Raw genomic sequence first — 16,315 nt, forward strand, 5'->3', positions numbered from 1 at the left:
CGGCGACTACGGCCTGGATATCCTGCGCTCTGGTCTTGGCATCCCCGTCGTGGGCTGCGGTGACGCTGCTCTGGAAGAAGCCGCGCGCCTGGGACGAACGTTCGCCCTGGTGACGACATGGCCGCGCCGTTTCGATGGACTTCATCGTCAAGCGGGTGCTGCGCGCGCAAGGGCTCGAGCCGGCTGCCGCGGTATCCTGTCGATCGGCGGTGAGGAGGATCTGACGGGCGTTTCACAGCCGGGCGGATACCTCTCGCGCATCGCCGCTGGAGAGGCCGGGATCCTCGACCGCTTGAGAGATGCCTGTCGCCACGCCGTCGAGCGAAATGGCGCCGAGGTCATTGTCCTGGGCTGCACCTGCTTGTCGTCGGTCGCCGAGACCTTGGCGCGCGACTGTTCGGTTCCCGTGGTGAACCCGCGTTTGGCGGGCGTCAGAAGCGCTTTGCGCCAAGTGGCTCAGGACAGCGCGCGCGCCAATGCTGGCTTCCGCGCCGAAAGCTTGGACGTCCTGAAAAGCATGCTCGACGCAGTCGCGGACACGCCGCCTGAAGCCTGTCCGACCTGTGTTGGCGACCACCTCGATCCCCAAGCTCACCCTTCCAGAGGCGCATGAAGCCATGATGAAGCATCGCACGATCCGCGGTCGGATCCTCTACACGTCTAATAAGCCGGGGCGCGAAGGGCAGGAGCGCGGGCGCGAGAGCTTCGTCATGCGCCAGCATAAGGATGGCAAGGTCACGATCAGCGCCCAATGCGAGATCGACGAGCCCGATCCGACCGTGCTGCGCGACGTCATCTATTCGATGGATGAATCTGGCCGGCCCATGGATTGCCATGTGCGCCTGACCGTCGGCGATCGCTTCATGGGCTCGGGCTGGTTTCGGTTCGGTGACGGCTTTATAGAATGCGAGAGCTACGGCCCCTCGATCGGGCGTGTGTCCCAGCGCATGCCGGTGTCCGGGCCCTATGACGGCTTCGGGACCCATCCCATCATCGGCGACGCCTACATGACGCGGGTGATGGACCTGTCGCGCGGCCCGCACAAGCGAGCCTTGCGCGCCTTCCTGCCGTCCGTCGACCATCGCGGCGCCACGCCGCCGCTGATCGCCGAGAGCAACCTCTACATGGAGTATGTCGGCGAGGACGAAGCGACGACGCCGGCCGGGACCTTCGCCTGCCGCCATTTTCGCTTTTCGGACGAGGCGGGCGGCATGGTCAGCAAGGACGGGGCCCATCCGGTCTATGACCTGTGGGTCACGGCCGACGACGACCACCTTTTCGTGAAGGGCGGCGTCGGTGGCTACATGCAGACCTGGTACGAACTGGTCGAACTGGAACGCTGAGATCGGCGCCGGCGGTCCCCCGCCGGCGTTCTTCTAGGCCGTAAAGCCCGCGGGCGTTGATCGTGGCGCCGCCGCCGCGAGGGTCTTTGCCAAGGCCAGGGCCACGGCGGGGTCATGGGAGATGATCTGTCCCGACAACGGCAGCCCATCGGGCGAGAGACCCGTGGGAAAGGCGACGGCCGGCGCGCCCATGAATGCCCCTAGGGCGGTGAAGTCCGCCTGGTTCGCCGGCGCGACCTGATCGAAAGGGAACGCCGTCTGGGGCGCGGTGGGCGTCAGCAAGGCGGAGAAGGGCGCAAGCCTCGCTTCGACCTCGGCGACGGCCTTGGCCAGATCGCGATAGGCGCGCGCCAGCTTGACCGCCGGCTGTTTAGCGCCCCAGTCCAGCAGGCGTCGGAATTCCGCTGAGAAGCCTTCCGGATCCTCGCCCAGGGCCGTGGCATGCACGACAGCGCCTTCGGCCTCGCAGACCAGAAGGCCCGCGCGACGCAGGCGGCTAAAGTCGTAGTCAGGCAGACGCAAGGCGGTGACCAGAAGGCCCGCCGTCCGCGCGGCCTCGACGGTGGCCGCAAAGGCGTTCGCGACGGCGGGCTCGACCTTCACCTGGCCTTCGAAGTCGAGTACGGCGATCGGACCTTCGGGCGCCTTGAGGGCCAAGACCTGTCCGCTGGCCGCTTCGGCCAAGAGGCGCGCATCTTCGATCGAACGCGCGTGGACGCCGACATGGTCGTAGGTCCACGACAGGGCCTCGACGCCGACGGTGGAGATGAAGCCGCGCGCCGGCTTGAAGCCAAACACGCCACAATAGGCCGAGGGAATACGCACGCTGCCCATGGTGTCGGTGCCCAGGGCTGCGGCGCAGAGGCCTGCGGCGGTCGCAGCGCCTGAGCCACCCGACGAGCCCCCGGGGGTCCACCCATGGCGATAGGGGTTGTGACACCGGCCGTAAGCCAGGTTGTCGGTCGTCGCGCCCAGCGCCCCTTCGTGCATGTTCAGCGCGCCAAGGATCACCGCGCCGGCCGCGCGCAGTCGCTCGACCGTTTCGGCGTCGCGCGCGGGCAGGCGGCCACGATAGGCGCCGATCCCCGAGGTCCAGGGCAGGCCGGCGATGGCGATATTGGCCTTCACGGCGATCGGGACACCGTCGAGCGTGGAGAGGGGCTGACCCTCGCGCCAGCGGGCGGCGCTGGCTGCGGCGGCCGCGCGTGCGCCCTCGACGTCGAGCGCGGTGACCGCGCCCAGCGACGGGTTCAACCGCTCGATCCGCGCCAGATAGACCTCGGTCGCTTCGGAGGGCGTGACGGCGCGCGCTCGAAACAGTTCGGCCAGACCAGCGACGCCGGCTTCGACGATGGGGTTGTGGAAGCTCATTTGCGTTCGTCGATCAGGCGGATGGGCTTCTGGCGGACGTCAATCTGAGTGCGCGCCGCCGTAGCGCCCTTCGGGGTCAGCTCGATCTCGACCTCGATGCCGATCTTGCGCTTGAGGGCCTCGCCAAACACGCGGGAGACGTCGGCGTAGGATGCTTCGGGCGCGGTGGTCTCGGCGACCACGACGAAGCTGTCGCGCCCGCCTTGGTCGCGACGCGCCAGGCAGATGAACTCGCCGGCGAAGGCGTCGAACTCCTCCAGCATGGCGCCAACGCCGTGCGGGAAGATGTTGATGCCCCGGATCTTGACCATGTTGTCCGAGCGCCCGAGGAAGCCGGCGATGCGGTCGTACTGGATGCCGATCGACGACTTGCCGGTCAGGCGGCGCGAGACGTCGTGGGTGTTGAAGCGGATGATCGGATAGAGGTCGTCCTTGAACAGGCAAGTGACGACCATGTCGCCCAGCTCGCCATCGGCCACCGGCGCGCCGGTGTCGATGTCGCAGAGTTCGACATAGTGGGCGTCCTCGTGAATGTAGAGGCCGTCCTGGTCGGGGCCTTCGCCGGCGATCAGGCCGGTATCGCCCACGCCGTACCAGTCGAAGCACTGATCGACGCCCCAGACCTCCTTCATCACCGCCTTGTCCTCGCGCCCAAGCTGGCCGGAGATCATCCGCAGCGGGATGTCGCGCCCGGGCTCGATGCCGTTCTCCCGCGCGACGTCGGCCAGCTTCTTCACATAGTCGGCGAAGCCGGCGATGACCGTGGCCTTGAAGCGCTTCATCAGCTCGACCTGCTGCAGCGAGCGTGTCTCCACGCCCGTGCCGGCCGACATGAAGGTGGCGCTGGTCCAGTGGGTCAGGGCCTCGCGGACATAGTGGCCGCCGTTGATCATGCCGTGGCCGTAGACCGAGTGGATCACGTCGTCGGGCCGCAGGCCCTGGAAGCGGAAGCTGCGGGCCAGCAGCAGGTTCTGCACCTCGCGGCTCTTGGGGCCAAACAGCAGCACCTGCGGATCGCCCGTGGTGCCCGAGGTGGTGTGCATGATCGCGGGGGGCTTCTGGTCCGCCGGATAGCTCTCGAAGCCGGCGAAGTCGCCAAAGGGCGGGGCCAGCTTCAGCGACTCCATGATGTCGGACTTGCTGAACATCGGCAGGCGGGGCAGGTCGTCGATCGAGCGGATGTCGCCCGGCTCGATCCCAGCCGCGCCCCACAGGCGCTGGTAGAATGGAATCCGCCAGGCGCGAGCGACGCAGCGCAGGAACAGCTTGTTCTGATGCGCGCGCAAGGCCTCGCGGCTGACCGACGTGGCGAAGGCGACGAAGTCATCCCCGATCGGATGCTCAGCCAGCATCTGGTCGAAGTCGATCGAGCGCCAATAGGACTGATGGGTGTCTTTCATCGTCTTCCGTCAGATCGCGCCGTGGGCGAGGCGGAACGCCTCCGCGCCGTCGGTCAGGGTGTCGAAGCGGTCCATCAGGGCCGCCAGCGGTTCGTGCAGGGCCGCGAGGCCAGCGAAGTCGAGGCAGGCATAGCCTTTGGCCAATTGCTGCTCGCGGCTCAGCGGATAGGCGGGAGAGCCCAGCTGGGCGGTTACTGGTTCGCGGACCGTGCGGCCGTCCGCCAGCGTGAGGCTCAGCTCGGCGGGGATGAAGGCGGCCGGGTCCGGGTTGTCGTCCACCGTCACGACGATGCGCGAGGCCAGGTCCAATACCGAGGCGTCCGAAAGTGCGGCGGGGGTGAAGTCCGATAGGCTGACCGCGCCCCGCGTCAGAGCCACGGCGATCAGATAGGGCAGGCACAGGCGAGCGTGCGAGACGGCCATGCCCGGGTGGCTTTCGCGGCCGACCAGGTGCCGGATCAAGGCCGGGGCGCGGTAGGTCGCCGCGACGACCTGCTCGCCGCTCAAGGCGTGCGCCTGGCGCAGGTTCAGGGCGGCCACAACGCCGCCGTGGGTAGCGCGCCCGCTGGGATAGGGCTTCACGCAGACTTCGCTGATCCGAAAGTCGCGGCCGAGACGGTCCAGCGCGTCGGTCAGATCATGGTTCTTCTCGAACAGGGTCAGATAGCCGAACGGGCCGGTGACCGAGTCGATAGGGCCGGACAGGCCGGCGACGGCGATGTCCACAGCCTGTATGGCGTTGCGGGCGGCGTTGGCGACCTGGACGGGCAGGGCGGGCTTGCCCTCGGTGTGGGCCTGCATGGTGCCGGACGAGAAGGCCAAGGCGTAGCCCAGCGCGTTCAGCGTGGTCTCCCGGTCTAGCCGGCGCAGGCGGCACAGCGCCGCGACGCTGCCGAAGATGCCGGCGGTGGCAGGGCGGAAGAATTGGATCGGGCTGGTCGCTGCGACGCCCAGCGTGACCGACACGTCCGTCCCCGCGACCATGGCGGCGAGTATTTCCGATCCCGGATAGGGGCCCGAGCGCTCGGCCTCGGCCATCAGCACCGGCATGATCGTAGGCAGGGGATGCAGGACGGCGCCTTCGTGCACCGAATCGAATTCCTGCCCGTGGGTCTGGAAGGCGTTGATGAAGGCCGCCGAGGGGGCGGGCAGGCGTACGCCCGGCCGCCCCAGCACGCCGCAATTTTGATCGGCGGCCGCGCCCCACCCCTGGACGACATGCAGGAGTTCGTCGCCATGGGTTGCGCGCGCGCCGCCGATCCCGACCACGACGGCGTCATACAGCAGGCGCAGCGCATCGGCGCGGACAGAAGCGGGCAAGGCGCTCCAGTCCACCGACAGCGCGTGATCCACGAGCCGCTCCGATGTCATTCGAGATCGGGTGGTCTCAATCATGCCGCTTGATGCTCCGTAAATGTCCGGACATATATCTGTCGCCCGCTCCGGACGTCGGGTCAAGCGACGGGGCTTGCCTTATCGTAGAGCGAGGTTTTGATGCTTCTCGCCTGCTCAGAAAGTCCGCGCTCGCATGTCGACTCCTCGTTACCGCCAATTGACCGACGTCCTGCGCAAGGAAATCGAATCTGGTCGCTATCCGATCGGCTCGTTGCTGCCGCCCGAGGTCGAGCTGTGCGAGGCCTATGGCGTGTCGCGTCACACGATCCGCGACGCCATCCGCCTTCTGCGCGAGGCGGGTCTCGTCGAGCGCCGCCGTGGCCTTGGCACCACCGTTCTCGCCGCCGCGCCGCCGGTCTCCTTCGTGCAGCCGCTGGGCAGCGTCTCGGCGCTGTTGCAGTACGCGCGCGATGCGCGTCTCGAACTGGGCGATGTTCAAACCCGGCCTCTGACGCCCGAAGAGGCCGAGGCGTTCCGGGTCCCGACGGGAGAAGCGCACGGCGCGTGGTTGCTGATGGAGGGCGTGCGGGATCGCGACGCAAAGCCTCTGTCGCTCACCCGCGTTCTCATTCCTCCGCGCTTCGCCGACCTGCAAGGCGAGGTCCAGGCTTGGAGCGGCGCATTCCAAGAGCTGATCGCTGAGCGATATGGCGTGGTCGTTGATCGGATCGAGCAGGAGATCAGCGCCGAACTGCTGGATCCGGAAGCCGCGCGGCTGTTGAAAGCGCGGCGCGGCGAGGCGGCCCTTCGGACCTTGCGGCGATACTTCAGCGCCGACGACAGCCTGATCCTGGCGTCGGACAGCCTGCATCCGGCGGGTCGCTTCGTCTATGCGATGACCTATCACCGGGATAGCTGATCAGCGCCAGCCGAGGGTGTCGTCGTTCACGGGCGGCACGGTCGGGTCGGGGCGACCAGGCTCGTCGCGGAAGATGAGCGGCGTGCCGACGATCTCCGAGCCCTCGGCGTCGTGGGCCAGCATGCCACGCGCGACGAGGTGGGGGTCTTCGAAGGCTTCCTTGAGGTTTCGGACGGGCGCGAAGCAGACGTCGCGACCTTCGAACCAGGTCTCCCATTCCGTCCGTGTTTTCTGCTTGAAGGCCTCGCGCAGGAAGGCCCGCAAAGGCTCCTGCTGTGGGCCGGGCGGATAGGTCGCATAGACCGTGAGATCCTCGCGTCCCAAACCCGACAGCAGCGCCTTGGCGAACTTCGGCTCGGCCCCGCCCAGGCTCACCCACTGGTGGTCAGCGGTTTCATAGAGATTGTACATGGCGTTGCCGCCGAACGAGCGCTCGTCCTTGACGACATGCGGCTCGCCCGTCGCGAAGATGCGACCTGTGACGTTCGGGGTCCAGGCGATCAGGCTGTCGAACATGGCGACGTCGAGGAAGTCGCCCTTGCCGGTGTCGCGCCGACGTAGCAGCGCCATCAGCACGCCCGACAATGCGGTCAGGGAGGCCAGGGCGTCGGCCACCGGCATGTGCGGCATGGCCGGCTTGCCGTCCTGGCCTTCGTTCAGGGCGACCACCCCGGCGAGGGCCTCAACCGCCAGGTCATGCGCTGGACGATCGCGGTTGGGACCGGTCTGGCCAAAGGCTGAGATCGAGACATAGACCACGCCTGGATTGATCGCCGCGATGGCGTTGTAGCCGACGCCGAGTCGGTCGGCGACGCCAGGACGGAAGGCTTCGACCACTACGTCAGCCTCGGCGGCTAGCGCCATGAAGCGGGCCTTGTCGGCGTCGGCCTTGAGGTTCAAGCGTAGTGAACGCTTGCCACGGTTGGCGTTACGGAACCACACGGTGTGGCCGTTCTTGCGGTAGCCGATATGCCGCGCCGGATCGCCTTCCTCCCAGGGCTCGACCTTGATCACGTCCGCGCCATGGTCGGCCATCATCAGGGTCAACATCGGGCCGGGCAGGAACAGGGAAAGGTCGAGGACCTTGACGCCTTCCAGCTTCATCGGCGGATCTCGCTCAACAGGGCTTGGGTGTGTTCGCCGAGCTTGGGCGCGCGGACGCCAAGCATGCGCTCGCCGTTGATCTTGACCGGGCAGGCCAGCATCCGCAGGCCATCGGGCTTGTCGGGATGCTCGACCACGTCGCGCATCCCGATCTCGTGGACGAAGGCGTTGTCCAGCGCCTCGCCCAGCGAGGTCACCGGCGCGAACGGCACGTGGCCGCCCAGGATCTTGGACCACTCGGCGGTGGTGCGCGTCGACAGCACCGCGTCGACCGCCTCGGTCAGCTCCGCCAGGTGCTTGCGGCGGCTCGGGATGTCGAGAAAGCGAGGGTCGGTCTTCAGCTCTGGATGGCCGGTCAGGTCGCAGAAGCTCTCCCAGAACTTTGGCGTCTGGCACATCAGCATGCCCCAGCCGTCGGCGGTGCGGACGGCCTGCGAGGGCGCGATCGAGGGGTGGGCCCCGCGCGGCAGCCGACCGACCTCATGGCCCTCGTTCAAGCGCCAGACGGCTGGATAGCTCAACTGGTGCAGGGCCACGTCGAACAGCGAGACGTCGACGTCACAGCCCCGGCCGCTGGTCCGCGCCTTCAGGATGGCGGCTAGGATGCCCATGGCAAAGGTCGAGCCGGTCATGAAGTCGACCATCGACACGCCCAGGCGCGTCGGCGGGCCGTCGGGCTCGCCGCTCATGCCCATGAAGCCGCATTCGGCCTGCATCAGGTAGTCGTAGCCGGGCCAGCTCTCTCGGCTATTGTCGCGACCATAGGCCGACAGGTGGGCGCAGACGATCGACGGCTTGATCGCCGAAAGGTCGGCATAGGTGACCTTCATCTTGGCCGGCTGGTCGCCGCGTAGGTTGTTGACCACCGCGTCGGCGGTGGCGACCAGGGCTTCGAAATCGGCGCGGCCCTCGGGCGTCTTGATCTCGAGCGCAAGCGACTTCTTCGAACGCGAGAAGGTCTGGAAGAACTCACTGTCCCTATCGCCCAGAAAGAAGGGGCCGGTGGCGCGGCTGACGTCGCCGCCCATCGACGGCGCCTCGATCTTGACGACCTCGGCACCCAGTTCGGCGAGCAGTTGGGTGCCGTAGGGACCGGCGCCGTACTGCTCGATGGCGAGAATTCGCAGACCTTCCAGCGGGCGCATTAGACGGGGTTCCTCGCCACCAGTTGCTTGGCGATGATGATGCGCTGCATCTCGTTGGTGCCTTCGCCGATGCACATCAGCGGGGCGTCGCGATACAGGCGCTCGATCGGATACTCCTTGGAATAGCCGTAGCCGCCGTGGATGCGCATGGCCTCGGTGGCGCAATAGACCGCCGTTTCCGAAGCGAAGTACTTGGCCATGCCCGCTTCCATGTCGACGCGCAGGCCTTTGTCGTAGGCCGCCGCGGCGTCCTGGACGAGCAGCTCGGCCGCGCGGGTCTTGGAGGCCATCTCGCCCAGCTTCAGCTGAATCGCCTGGTGCTCGGCGATCGGCTTGCCCATGGTCTTGCGCAGCTGGGCGTACTTGACGCTTTCGCTGAGAGCGCGCTTGGCGATGCCCACGGCGCGCGCGGCGACGTTGATGCGGCCGATTTCCAGGCCGCCCGTGGCCATCAGGAAACCCTTGCCCTCTTCGCCGCTGACGAGGCCCAGCTCGGCGGAGATGGCGTAGTCTTCGTACATCAGTTCGCCGGAATCGATGCCTTTGTAGCCTAGCTTCTCAAGCTTGCGGCCGTTCTTGACGCCGGGGATCGGCTCGCCGGTCTCGGGGTTGGCCTTGGGCGTGATCAGCATGCTCATGCCCTTGTAGCGGGGCTTGGCGTCCGGATCGGTCTTGACCAGCAGGGCTACGACATGGCCCTCGATGGCGTTCGAGATCCAGGTCTTGTTGCCGTTGACGATGTAGGTGTCGCCCTCGCGGCGGGCGACCGTGCGGATCGCCTGCAGGTCGGTGCCCGCGTCGGGCTCGGTCAGACCCAGGCAGCCACGCAGCTCGCCCGAGGCGAAGCGGGGAAGCCAGAAGTCCTTCTGCGTTTGGGTGCCGAACTTCTGCACCACCAGCGCCATCATCAGGTGCGAGTTGAAGATGCCCGTCAGGCTCATCCACTCTTCGGAGATGCGGGTGACGATCTTGGAATAGGTGGTCGCCGAGAGGCCCAGGCCGCCGTACTCCGGATCGATCAGGGCCCCGAACAGGCCCAGTTCCTTCATGTCCTCGACCAGTTCGGTCGGATAGATGTCGTCGTGCTCGAGCTTCATCGCGACGGGCGCGACCTTTTTCTCGATCCACTTCTCGATCGCGTCGAGGATCGCGCGTTCCTCGGCTTCGGCCTCGGCGGAAGCGACTTGGGCGTTCATGGCGATGTCCTCAGGAAATCAATAGGTTTCGACGCGATCCTCGACCGCGTTGCCGCGGGCCGGGATCAGCATGTTGCGCTTGAAGCTGCAGACGACTTCGCCGCGCTGGTTCTTGCCGATCGTGCGGATGGTCACGATGCCCTGGCCGGGCCGCGAGGCGCTCTCGCGCTTGGCCAGCACTTCGCTCTCGCCGTACAGCGTGTCGCCGTGGAACACCGGCGCGGTGAACTTCACCTCGTCCATGCCGAGGTTGGCGATGGCCTTCTGCGAGACGTCGGTGACGCTCATGCCGATCAGAAGGGCCAGGGTATAGGGGCTGACGACGAGGTTCTGCTTGAACTCCGAGGCCTTGGCGAACTCGGCGTCGAAGTGCATCGGGTGGGTGTTCAGCGTCAGCAGAGTGAATAGGTGGTTGTCATACTCGGTGACGGTCTTGCCAGGGCGATGCTCGTAGACGTCGCCGACGTGGAAGTCCTCGTAGTAGCGGCCGAAGGTCTCGCGATAGCGATTGGGGCCGACTTCTTTCCAGTTCTGGACCAAGTTCGTATTCCTCAGGCGAATGGAGCGCGCGCGAGCACGCGTTGGGCCGACCGGATCACCGGGGCCTCGATGAGCTTTCCGTCGAGCAGGGCCGCCGCGCCGCCAGCGGCCGCGAAGGCCTCCAGCACGCGCTCGGCTTGAGCGATCTCGGCGGCGGTGGGCGAGAAGACCAGATTCACCGTCGCGACCTGCGAGGGGTGGATGCAGGCGCGTCCGCTAAAGCCCAGCGCCTTGACCCGGCGGGTGCCGGCTTCAAGGCCGGCTTCGTCCTTCACGTCGATATGAGGCACGTCCAGCAGCTCGACGCCGGCGTTGGCGCAGGCGGCCGCTAAGGTGGAGCGGGCCAGAAACAGCGGTTCCCAGTCCATCGTCACGCCGAGGTCGGCGGAGTAGTCCGCGCCGCCGAACAATACGCCCTTCACGCCGGGGGCGGCTGCTATCTCCCAGGCGGCCTTCAGCGCGCCGGCGCTTTCTACGATGGGCCAGAGGGGCGGGGTCTGGTCGCCGAGGACCGCGCGAACGATCCGGATCTCCTCTGCGTGGCTCGCTTTCGGCAGCATCAGCAGCACCGGACGGGCATGGCTTTCCGCCAGGGCCACGAGGTCTCGCAGGCCTTCGATCGTTCCGAGGCCGTTGATCCGCAGGCCCACTGGCGCGCCTGCCGGCTGCGCGGCCAGCCAGGCCAGGGTCGCGGCGCGCGCCGAGGCCTTCTGATCGGGCGGAACGGCGTCCTCCAGATCAACGCAGACCAAGTCCGCGCCGGCGGCCATGGCCTTGTCAAAGCGCTCGGGCCGAGCGCCGGGAACGAAGAGGAGAGAGCGGATCGACATAGGAGACTCTTAAATGTCCGGACATTTATGGCGAGGCCTGGACCGCGATGTCAACTGGCGGACCGCAAGTGAGGGGCGGCGCGGCCTGTCCGGGCCCAAGAAATCTCGCGTTCGATCGCAGGGCGGGCGCCGCGCGAGAGGCGGCGCGCGCGATGCCCGCCAAAGTCTCAATCTGACGGATGCGGCGTGTCTGGCTCGCAAGCCCTCTCGACGAGCGGCGTATCGCGACTAAAATGTCCGTACATTTAATATTCGGTGGAGAAGACCATGGCGGCCCGGATCATCGTCCTTTTCAATCTCAAGCCCGGCCAGTCGGTGGCTGATTACGAAGCCTGGGCCAAGGCCAAGGATCTGCCCACGGTCAACGGCCTGGGCTCCGTCGCCGGCTTCGAGGTCTTCCGCAGCGCGGGCCTGCTGATGGGCGAGGGCAAGCCGCCTTACGAGTATGTCGAGATCATCGACGTCGCCGACATGGACAAGTTCGGCGCCGACGTCTCCACGCCGACCATGGAGGCGATCGCCGCCGAGTTTGGCGCCTTTGCCGACGCAGTCTTCATCATGACCGAAAAGCTCGATTGGAAGGCCTGAGCATGGGGCGTTTCACGGGTAAGACCGCTGTCATCACGGGCTCTGGCCGCCGCAAGGGTCTCGGCGAGGCCATCGCGCGGCGTCTAGCGGAGGAGGGCGCTTCGATCGTCATCTCCGACATAGGTCGCTCGACCGATCACGCCACCCCGGCGCCATGATTGGCGCGACCGAGGAGATGGAAGCCGTCGCCGAGGACCTGCGCGGCCTAGGCGTGGAGGTCAGCACTAAGCCGTGTGACGTAAGACGCTGGGACGAGGTTAAGGCTCTGGCCAACCATGCCGTCAGCCAGCACGGCTCCCTGGACATCTGGGTCAACAACGCCGGCATCGGCTACATTATGAAGCCGCTGCTGGAGGTCTCTCCCGACGATTGGGAGGCCGTCATTGGTGTGAACCTGACGGGCGCCTTCTTCGGCCTTAAGGCCGCCGCCGAGGCGATGATCGCTCTGGGCAAGGGTGGGCGGATCATCAATATCGCCAGCCAGGCCGCCAAGTCGGGCTTTCCCCACGCTCAGGCCTACACTTCGTCCAAGCACGGCCTAGTGGGGCTGGTCCGCTCCGCCGCGATTGAATTGGGTCCATGCGGGATTACGGTGAATAATGTCTGTCCCAATCATGTCACGACAGGGCTTGGTTCTTGGCAGAACGAGTACTTCTCCAAGGTGCTCGGGGTGACGCTTGAGCAATATCTTGGCCAAATGGCGGCCCGTATTCCGATGGGACGACCTGGGCTTGCGTCCGACACCGCTGGCGCGGTCGCGTTCCTGTGCTCTGATGACGCGGGCTATATCACGGCCGAAAGTCTCAATGTTTCGGGCGGAGAGGAGCCGCACTGATGGCGGCTTTTACAGGCGCAAGGGCTCCCCGTAGTCTATACTGGGTGGCGATGCGGCGGAGGTCCTTCAAGCGACGCAACAGTCGTTCGACGGTGTTGCGGCGACGATAGGCGATCAGGTCATCAGCGATTGAAGCGGTTTTGGATGGTCGTGTACGAGTCCGTACTCGGCCGAGCAGCATCGCTTGGGCGTGCCTGAGCGCAGCATTTGGACGATGCCGTTGGCGACCCTTCGATCATCACCCCGTCGGGCCCTGCTACGACCTCGCGGCAAGTGAGGCTTGATCGCCGACCACTCCGCATCCGAGAGCCAATAGATCTGCTTGCGCTTCGACATCCGGGCGCCCTCCCGGAAGCCACGCCCTTCGTCCTCGATGCTGATCACCACGTTAAAGCGGTCCTCGTGGGCGGCCATCTCGACGCGCGACGCAGGCGGGCTATAGGCGATGGCGTTCTCCAATACGTGGGCGAGCACCTACTCCAGAAGGCTTGCGTCGACCTGGATCAAGGATAGCCCGCGAGGAAAGCCTTGCGTGAGCGCGCGGCCGCCCAGGCGTCGGGCGCATCCACATGGGGGAGGCTATGTTCCTATAAACGGAACGGCTTATAAAAATATCGTGACTAATGATCCGTCACAATGCGGCTGTCTCGATCGGTATCTGCCGCTTTAGTATTGTTTTATCTGGACTTTCCTTTCCGCTGCTTCAATCCGGCGTCGACGGCGGGATACCGGTTTCAGTCGGATACGCGGATGACTTGTATGACAAGTCATTTCGGATGGTGTAGCCCTGGTATCAATCAATGACACAAGGTCCCACATAACGGGACTGGGGTGGAAACGGAGAGGGGTACCGGGCGATGTCTCAGGGGAAGATGAATCGCGTCTGCGTCGTGGCGCTGGCGACGGCGAGTTCGATCGCGTTGATGACCGGAATGGCCAGCGCGCAAACGGCGGGCTCGGCGCAGACCGAGTCCGACGCCGTCGAAGAGGTAGTCGTCACCGGCTTCAAGCAGATGTACGCCAATGCGGCGCAGATGAAGCGAGACGCGATCCAGATCAGCGATAGCATTTCATCAGACGGCCTTGGCCGCTTCCCCGACTTGAACGTCGGCGAGGCGATGCAGCGCATTCCCGGCGTACAGATCAACCGCGAGGCCGACTCGCGTGATGCGACCATCAACCTGCGCGGCTTGCCGGGCACTTTCGCTCGCGTGACCTTGAATGGGGGCACCTTCGCTGATCCGATTCTCGATGGTTCTACGCCGCTTGGCGCCTTCAACTCGGACATCTTCTCGGCGATCACCGTGATCAAATCGCCTACGGCCGCCGATCAGGCGGGGGGCTTGAGCGGCAATATCGACCTGCGCATCCAAGGCGCGCTGGATCGGCCTGAAGGCGGCGCGGCGAAGGTGGCCGTGGAGTACAACGAACTGGGCAAGAGCTGGGCGCCGCGCGGCACCCTCAGTTACGCGAAGCGGTTCCTGGACGACCGCGTCGGCGTGTTTGGCGTGGTGGCCTATTCCAAGGAGAAGTTCCGCCGGGACTCGATCTTCTTCAATCAGTACACGGCGCTGAGCCCGACTACGACGCCGAACTACGCCACGCGCTATGCGTCAGCCAATCCAGCTGGCGTGCTCTTCCCGTCCGATATTCGCCAGGGCGCTCGCAACAACGAGGGCCATATGGTGACCGCCGCTGGCGGTGTGGCCTACAAGCCCAACGACCATGTGACCTTTGACCTGACAGGATTCCTCACGCGGAGGGAGCTGGACGGCAACACGCTCGACATACTCGATATCGACATGCGCAACAGCCTCACGGTCATAGATCCGACCGGGCCAGTGTTTTCGCTGGATGACGGGCGAGCCTACGTCAATCGCTACAGCTACAGCAACGCCAGCGTGTTCGCCTCGATGCGCAAGGAGCCGTTGCTGCAGCAGGCTTGGGGCGTCAATCCGCGGCTTGAGTGGAAGAACGACCAATGGAAGGCCTCAGCCGTTGGCACGCTGTCCAAGGCCAAGAACCACGTCCTGCAGACCCAGTTCGATGTCCGGCGGCTACCCAAGGTGGGCGGCAATGGCACGTCTGGGACTTTCTTCTCGGGCGCGGGCGACATCGGCGACTATCTGTTCACGCTGTCGCCTGATCCCGCAGTTGTGGTCGGCGCGGGGCCCTACACCTATTCCGGCTCGGGGCCGACCTTGGTCGGGTCGCAAGGCGATCAGCTGATCGTGGCCGGGAGCGAGGGCGAGGCCCGTACGGAAGTGAAGGCGATCCAGGGCGATGCCGAACGCTTCCTCGACATGGGCTGGCTAAGCTCCATCAAGTTCGGCGCGCGCTATGAGTCCAACGCTTTCGCCTCCGACCAATACCGGACCTCGGCCGCCGGCGTGCAGCTGCAAAACGTCTCGTCGACCTTCGTGACCCAGAGCGCCTATGCCCAGGATTTCTTCGGCGGCGCCGCAGGCAGCTATCTGTCGAACTGGCAGACGGTGAACTTCGAGGCGATGTACAACGCCCTGCGGCCGGTCACGGTCGGGCCGGGTCAGACCCTGACGCGTACGGGCTGGATCAACGACACCACGAACGGCGGTGTGATCCAGCAGAATTTCACGAACACCGACGACATCTCCTCGGCCTACGCGGTGGCGAACCTGAAGGGCGATGTCGCTGGCCGGACGGTCCGGGCCTCGGCGGGTTTGCGCTACGAAGACACCAAGAACACGATCGAGGCGCTGGAATTCAACGCCGCCAAGCAGCGCGTGACCAACGAATACGTCAGCAAGTACCACAAGCTGCTGCCGTCCTTTATCTTGGCGGCCGACCTTTCCGACGACCTGGTACTGCGCGCCGCCGGCTACAAGACCTATGTGCGACCACAGCGCCGCCAGGTCGTGCCCTCGACCAGCATCTCGAACACCACCAACGGCTACAACGTTAGCTTCGGCAGCCGCGACCTGAAGCCCTACGAGGCGACGTCGTACGACACCTCGCTGGAGTGGTATAACCGTCCGGGCGGCATGATCGCGATCGCCGCCTTCCAGAAGAAAGTGCGTGGGCTGATCGGCGCGGCCACCGATAAGGCGACTCTTTGCCCGGCCGATGCGACGGACTTGGGGCTGGGGCGTCTGACCCTGAATGGCGACACCTGCGTCAGCGACATCCTGATCAACGGTCAGCCGGCCGTGATCACGGCCTCGATGAGCGTCAACCAGAACAATCCGATCAAGGTGTCTGGCGTCGAGTTCAACATCCAGCAGAACCTCGATTTCCTGCCGGGCTTCTGGAGGAACTTCGGCGGCGCCTTCAACTATTCTTACACGACCGTCAGCGGCACGAACGCTAATGGCACCAAGGCCGTGTTGCCAGGCGTCTCGAAGAACGCGGTCAATGTGATCGGGTACTACGAGACATCGAAGTTTGGCGTGCGGGCTGTGTTCAACTATCGCGACGTCTATGACCTCGCGGCCGGCGGCACCTTCTCGGGCGCGGCGCGGCGGGTGAAGGCGCGCGGGCAGCTGGACCTCTCGGCCTCGTACAACATCAACGAAAAGACGACGGTCAGCCTCGACGCCTTCAACCTGACCGACGCCATGCGGACGGAGTTCGAAGGCCAGGAGCTGAAGCCGCGTCGTGTCGACTACGACGGCCGGACCTTCCAGTTCGCCATCCGCACCTCGTTCTAGGATCCCCCTGCGGGCCGTCGCCG

General features: G+C 65.6%; 16 protein-coding genes and 1 pseudogene. 7 read left to right on the top strand and 10 right to left on the bottom strand.

Annotated elements, in window-relative coordinates; all coding sequences use genetic code 11:
- Positions 1 to 613: aspartate/glutamate racemase family protein (locus CSW59_RS08010; protein WP_236632182.1), on the top strand; the 613-nt coding region annotated here is incomplete at its 5' end.
- 4 nt (positions 614 to 617) lie between these two features.
- Positions 618 to 1,343, top strand: coding sequence for a hypothetical protein (locus CSW59_RS08015; protein WP_201722743.1), 726 nt, complete (start codon positions 618 to 620; stop codon positions 1,341 to 1,343).
- A gap of 33 nt (positions 1,344 to 1,376) precedes the next feature.
- Here CSW59_RS08015 and CSW59_RS08020 read toward each other — a convergent pair whose 3' ends face one another.
- From CSW59_RS08020 to CSW59_RS08030, 3 genes are read right to left on the bottom strand one after another with little or no spacing between them, the layout of a single operon-like run.
- The gene (locus CSW59_RS08020; protein ID WP_099443545.1) at positions 1,377 to 2,714 is read right to left on the bottom strand and encodes an amidase; all 1,338 of its coding nucleotides are present in this window, start codon (positions 2,712 to 2,714) and stop codon (positions 1,377 to 1,379) included.
- On the bottom strand, positions 2,711 to 4,114 hold the full coding sequence (locus CSW59_RS08025) for a phenylacetate--CoA ligase family protein (protein ID WP_201722744.1): 1,404 nt from the start codon (positions 4,112 to 4,114) through the stop codon (positions 2,711 to 2,713). Before CSW59_RS08025 ends, CSW59_RS08020 begins: the two co-directional genes overlap by 4 nt.
- Positions 4,115 to 4,123: 9 nt before the next feature.
- Entirely contained in the window at positions 4,124 to 5,467 is a 1,344-nt protein-coding gene (locus CSW59_RS08030) for an MmgE/PrpD family protein (RefSeq protein ID WP_201722745.1), read from the bottom strand.
- 175 nt (positions 5,468 to 5,642) lie between these two features.
- Here CSW59_RS08030 and CSW59_RS08035 point away from each other — a divergent pair, with 175 nt between their 5' ends.
- Complete coding sequence (locus tag CSW59_RS08035) at positions 5,643 to 6,368, top strand: GntR family transcriptional regulator (protein ID WP_099443547.1); 726 nt, start codon at positions 5,643 to 5,645, stop codon at positions 6,366 to 6,368.
- On the opposite strand, the gene CSW59_RS08040 is transcribed toward CSW59_RS08035, so the two are convergent.
- From CSW59_RS08040 to CSW59_RS08060, 5 genes are read right to left on the bottom strand one after another with little or no spacing between them, the layout of a single operon-like run.
- A complete protein-coding gene (locus tag CSW59_RS08040) occupies positions 6,369 to 7,472 on the bottom strand; it encodes a CaiB/BaiF CoA-transferase family protein (RefSeq protein ID WP_099443548.1) in 1,104 nt (367 codons plus the stop codon).
- Entirely contained in the window at positions 7,469 to 8,617 is a 1,149-nt protein-coding gene (locus tag CSW59_RS08045; protein ID WP_099443549.1) for a CaiB/BaiF CoA-transferase family protein, read from the bottom strand. The genes CSW59_RS08040 and CSW59_RS08045 overlap by 4 nt, the downstream gene beginning before the upstream one ends.
- Entirely contained in the window at positions 8,617 to 9,813 is a 1,197-nt protein-coding gene (locus CSW59_RS08050) for an acyl-CoA dehydrogenase family protein (RefSeq protein ID WP_099443550.1), read from the bottom strand. Before CSW59_RS08050 ends, CSW59_RS08045 begins: the two co-directional genes overlap by 1 nt.
- 18 nt (positions 9,814 to 9,831) lie before the next feature.
- The gene (locus tag CSW59_RS08055) at positions 9,832 to 10,353 is read right to left on the bottom strand and encodes a MaoC family dehydratase (protein ID WP_099443551.1); all 522 of its coding nucleotides are present in this window, start codon (positions 10,351 to 10,353) and stop codon (positions 9,832 to 9,834) included.
- Between the two features lie 11 nt (positions 10,354 to 10,364).
- Positions 10,365 to 11,183: a CoA ester lyase gene (locus tag CSW59_RS08060; RefSeq protein WP_099443552.1), complete on the bottom strand. Its 819-nt coding sequence runs from the start codon at positions 11,181 to 11,183 to the stop codon at positions 10,365 to 10,367.
- Between the two features lie 267 nt (positions 11,184 to 11,450).
- On the opposite strand from CSW59_RS08060, the gene CSW59_RS08065 reads away from it, so the two are divergent.
- Genes CSW59_RS08065 through CSW59_RS08070 form a run of 3 tightly spaced genes read left to right on the top strand, consistent with a single transcriptional unit; the run spans position 11,451 to position 12,606 of the window.
- The gene (locus CSW59_RS08065) at positions 11,451 to 11,771 is read left to right on the top strand and encodes an REDY-like protein HapK (protein WP_099443553.1); all 321 of its coding nucleotides are present in this window, start codon (positions 11,451 to 11,453) and stop codon (positions 11,769 to 11,771) included.
- Positions 11,772 to 11,773: 2 nt separating this feature from the next.
- Complete coding sequence (locus CSW59_RS20925; protein WP_201722746.1) at positions 11,774 to 11,929, top strand: hypothetical protein; 156 nt, start codon at positions 11,774 to 11,776, stop codon at positions 11,927 to 11,929.
- Positions 11,926 to 12,606: an SDR family NAD(P)-dependent oxidoreductase gene (locus CSW59_RS08070; RefSeq protein WP_201722747.1), complete on the top strand. Its 681-nt coding sequence runs from the start codon at positions 11,926 to 11,928 to the stop codon at positions 12,604 to 12,606. The genes CSW59_RS20925 and CSW59_RS08070 overlap by 4 nt, the downstream gene beginning before the upstream one ends.
- Before the next feature lie 114 nt (positions 12,607 to 12,720).
- Here CSW59_RS08070 and CSW59_RS21305 read toward each other — a convergent pair whose 3' ends face one another.
- Complete coding sequence (locus CSW59_RS21305) at positions 12,721 to 12,942, bottom strand: transposase (protein ID WP_236632186.1); 222 nt, start codon at positions 12,940 to 12,942, stop codon at positions 12,721 to 12,723.
- Positions 12,943 to 12,960: 18 nt separating this feature from the next.
- Positions 12,961 to 13,167 (bottom strand): annotated as a pseudogene (locus CSW59_RS08075) (ATP-binding protein); the annotation flags it as partial.
- A gap of 296 nt (positions 13,168 to 13,463) precedes the next feature.
- Between CSW59_RS08075 and CSW59_RS08080 the strand changes: the two are divergent.
- Positions 13,464 to 16,292 (top strand): TonB-dependent receptor, encoded by a 2,829-nt coding sequence (locus CSW59_RS08080; RefSeq protein ID WP_236632183.1) that lies wholly within the window; start codon positions 13,464 to 13,466, stop codon positions 16,290 to 16,292.
- The last annotated feature ends 23 nt before the right edge of the window (positions 16,293 to 16,315 follow it).

The organism is Caulobacter sp. BP25, assembly GCF_002737755.1.
Lineage (GTDB): Bacteria > Pseudomonadota > Alphaproteobacteria > Caulobacterales > Caulobacteraceae > Caulobacter.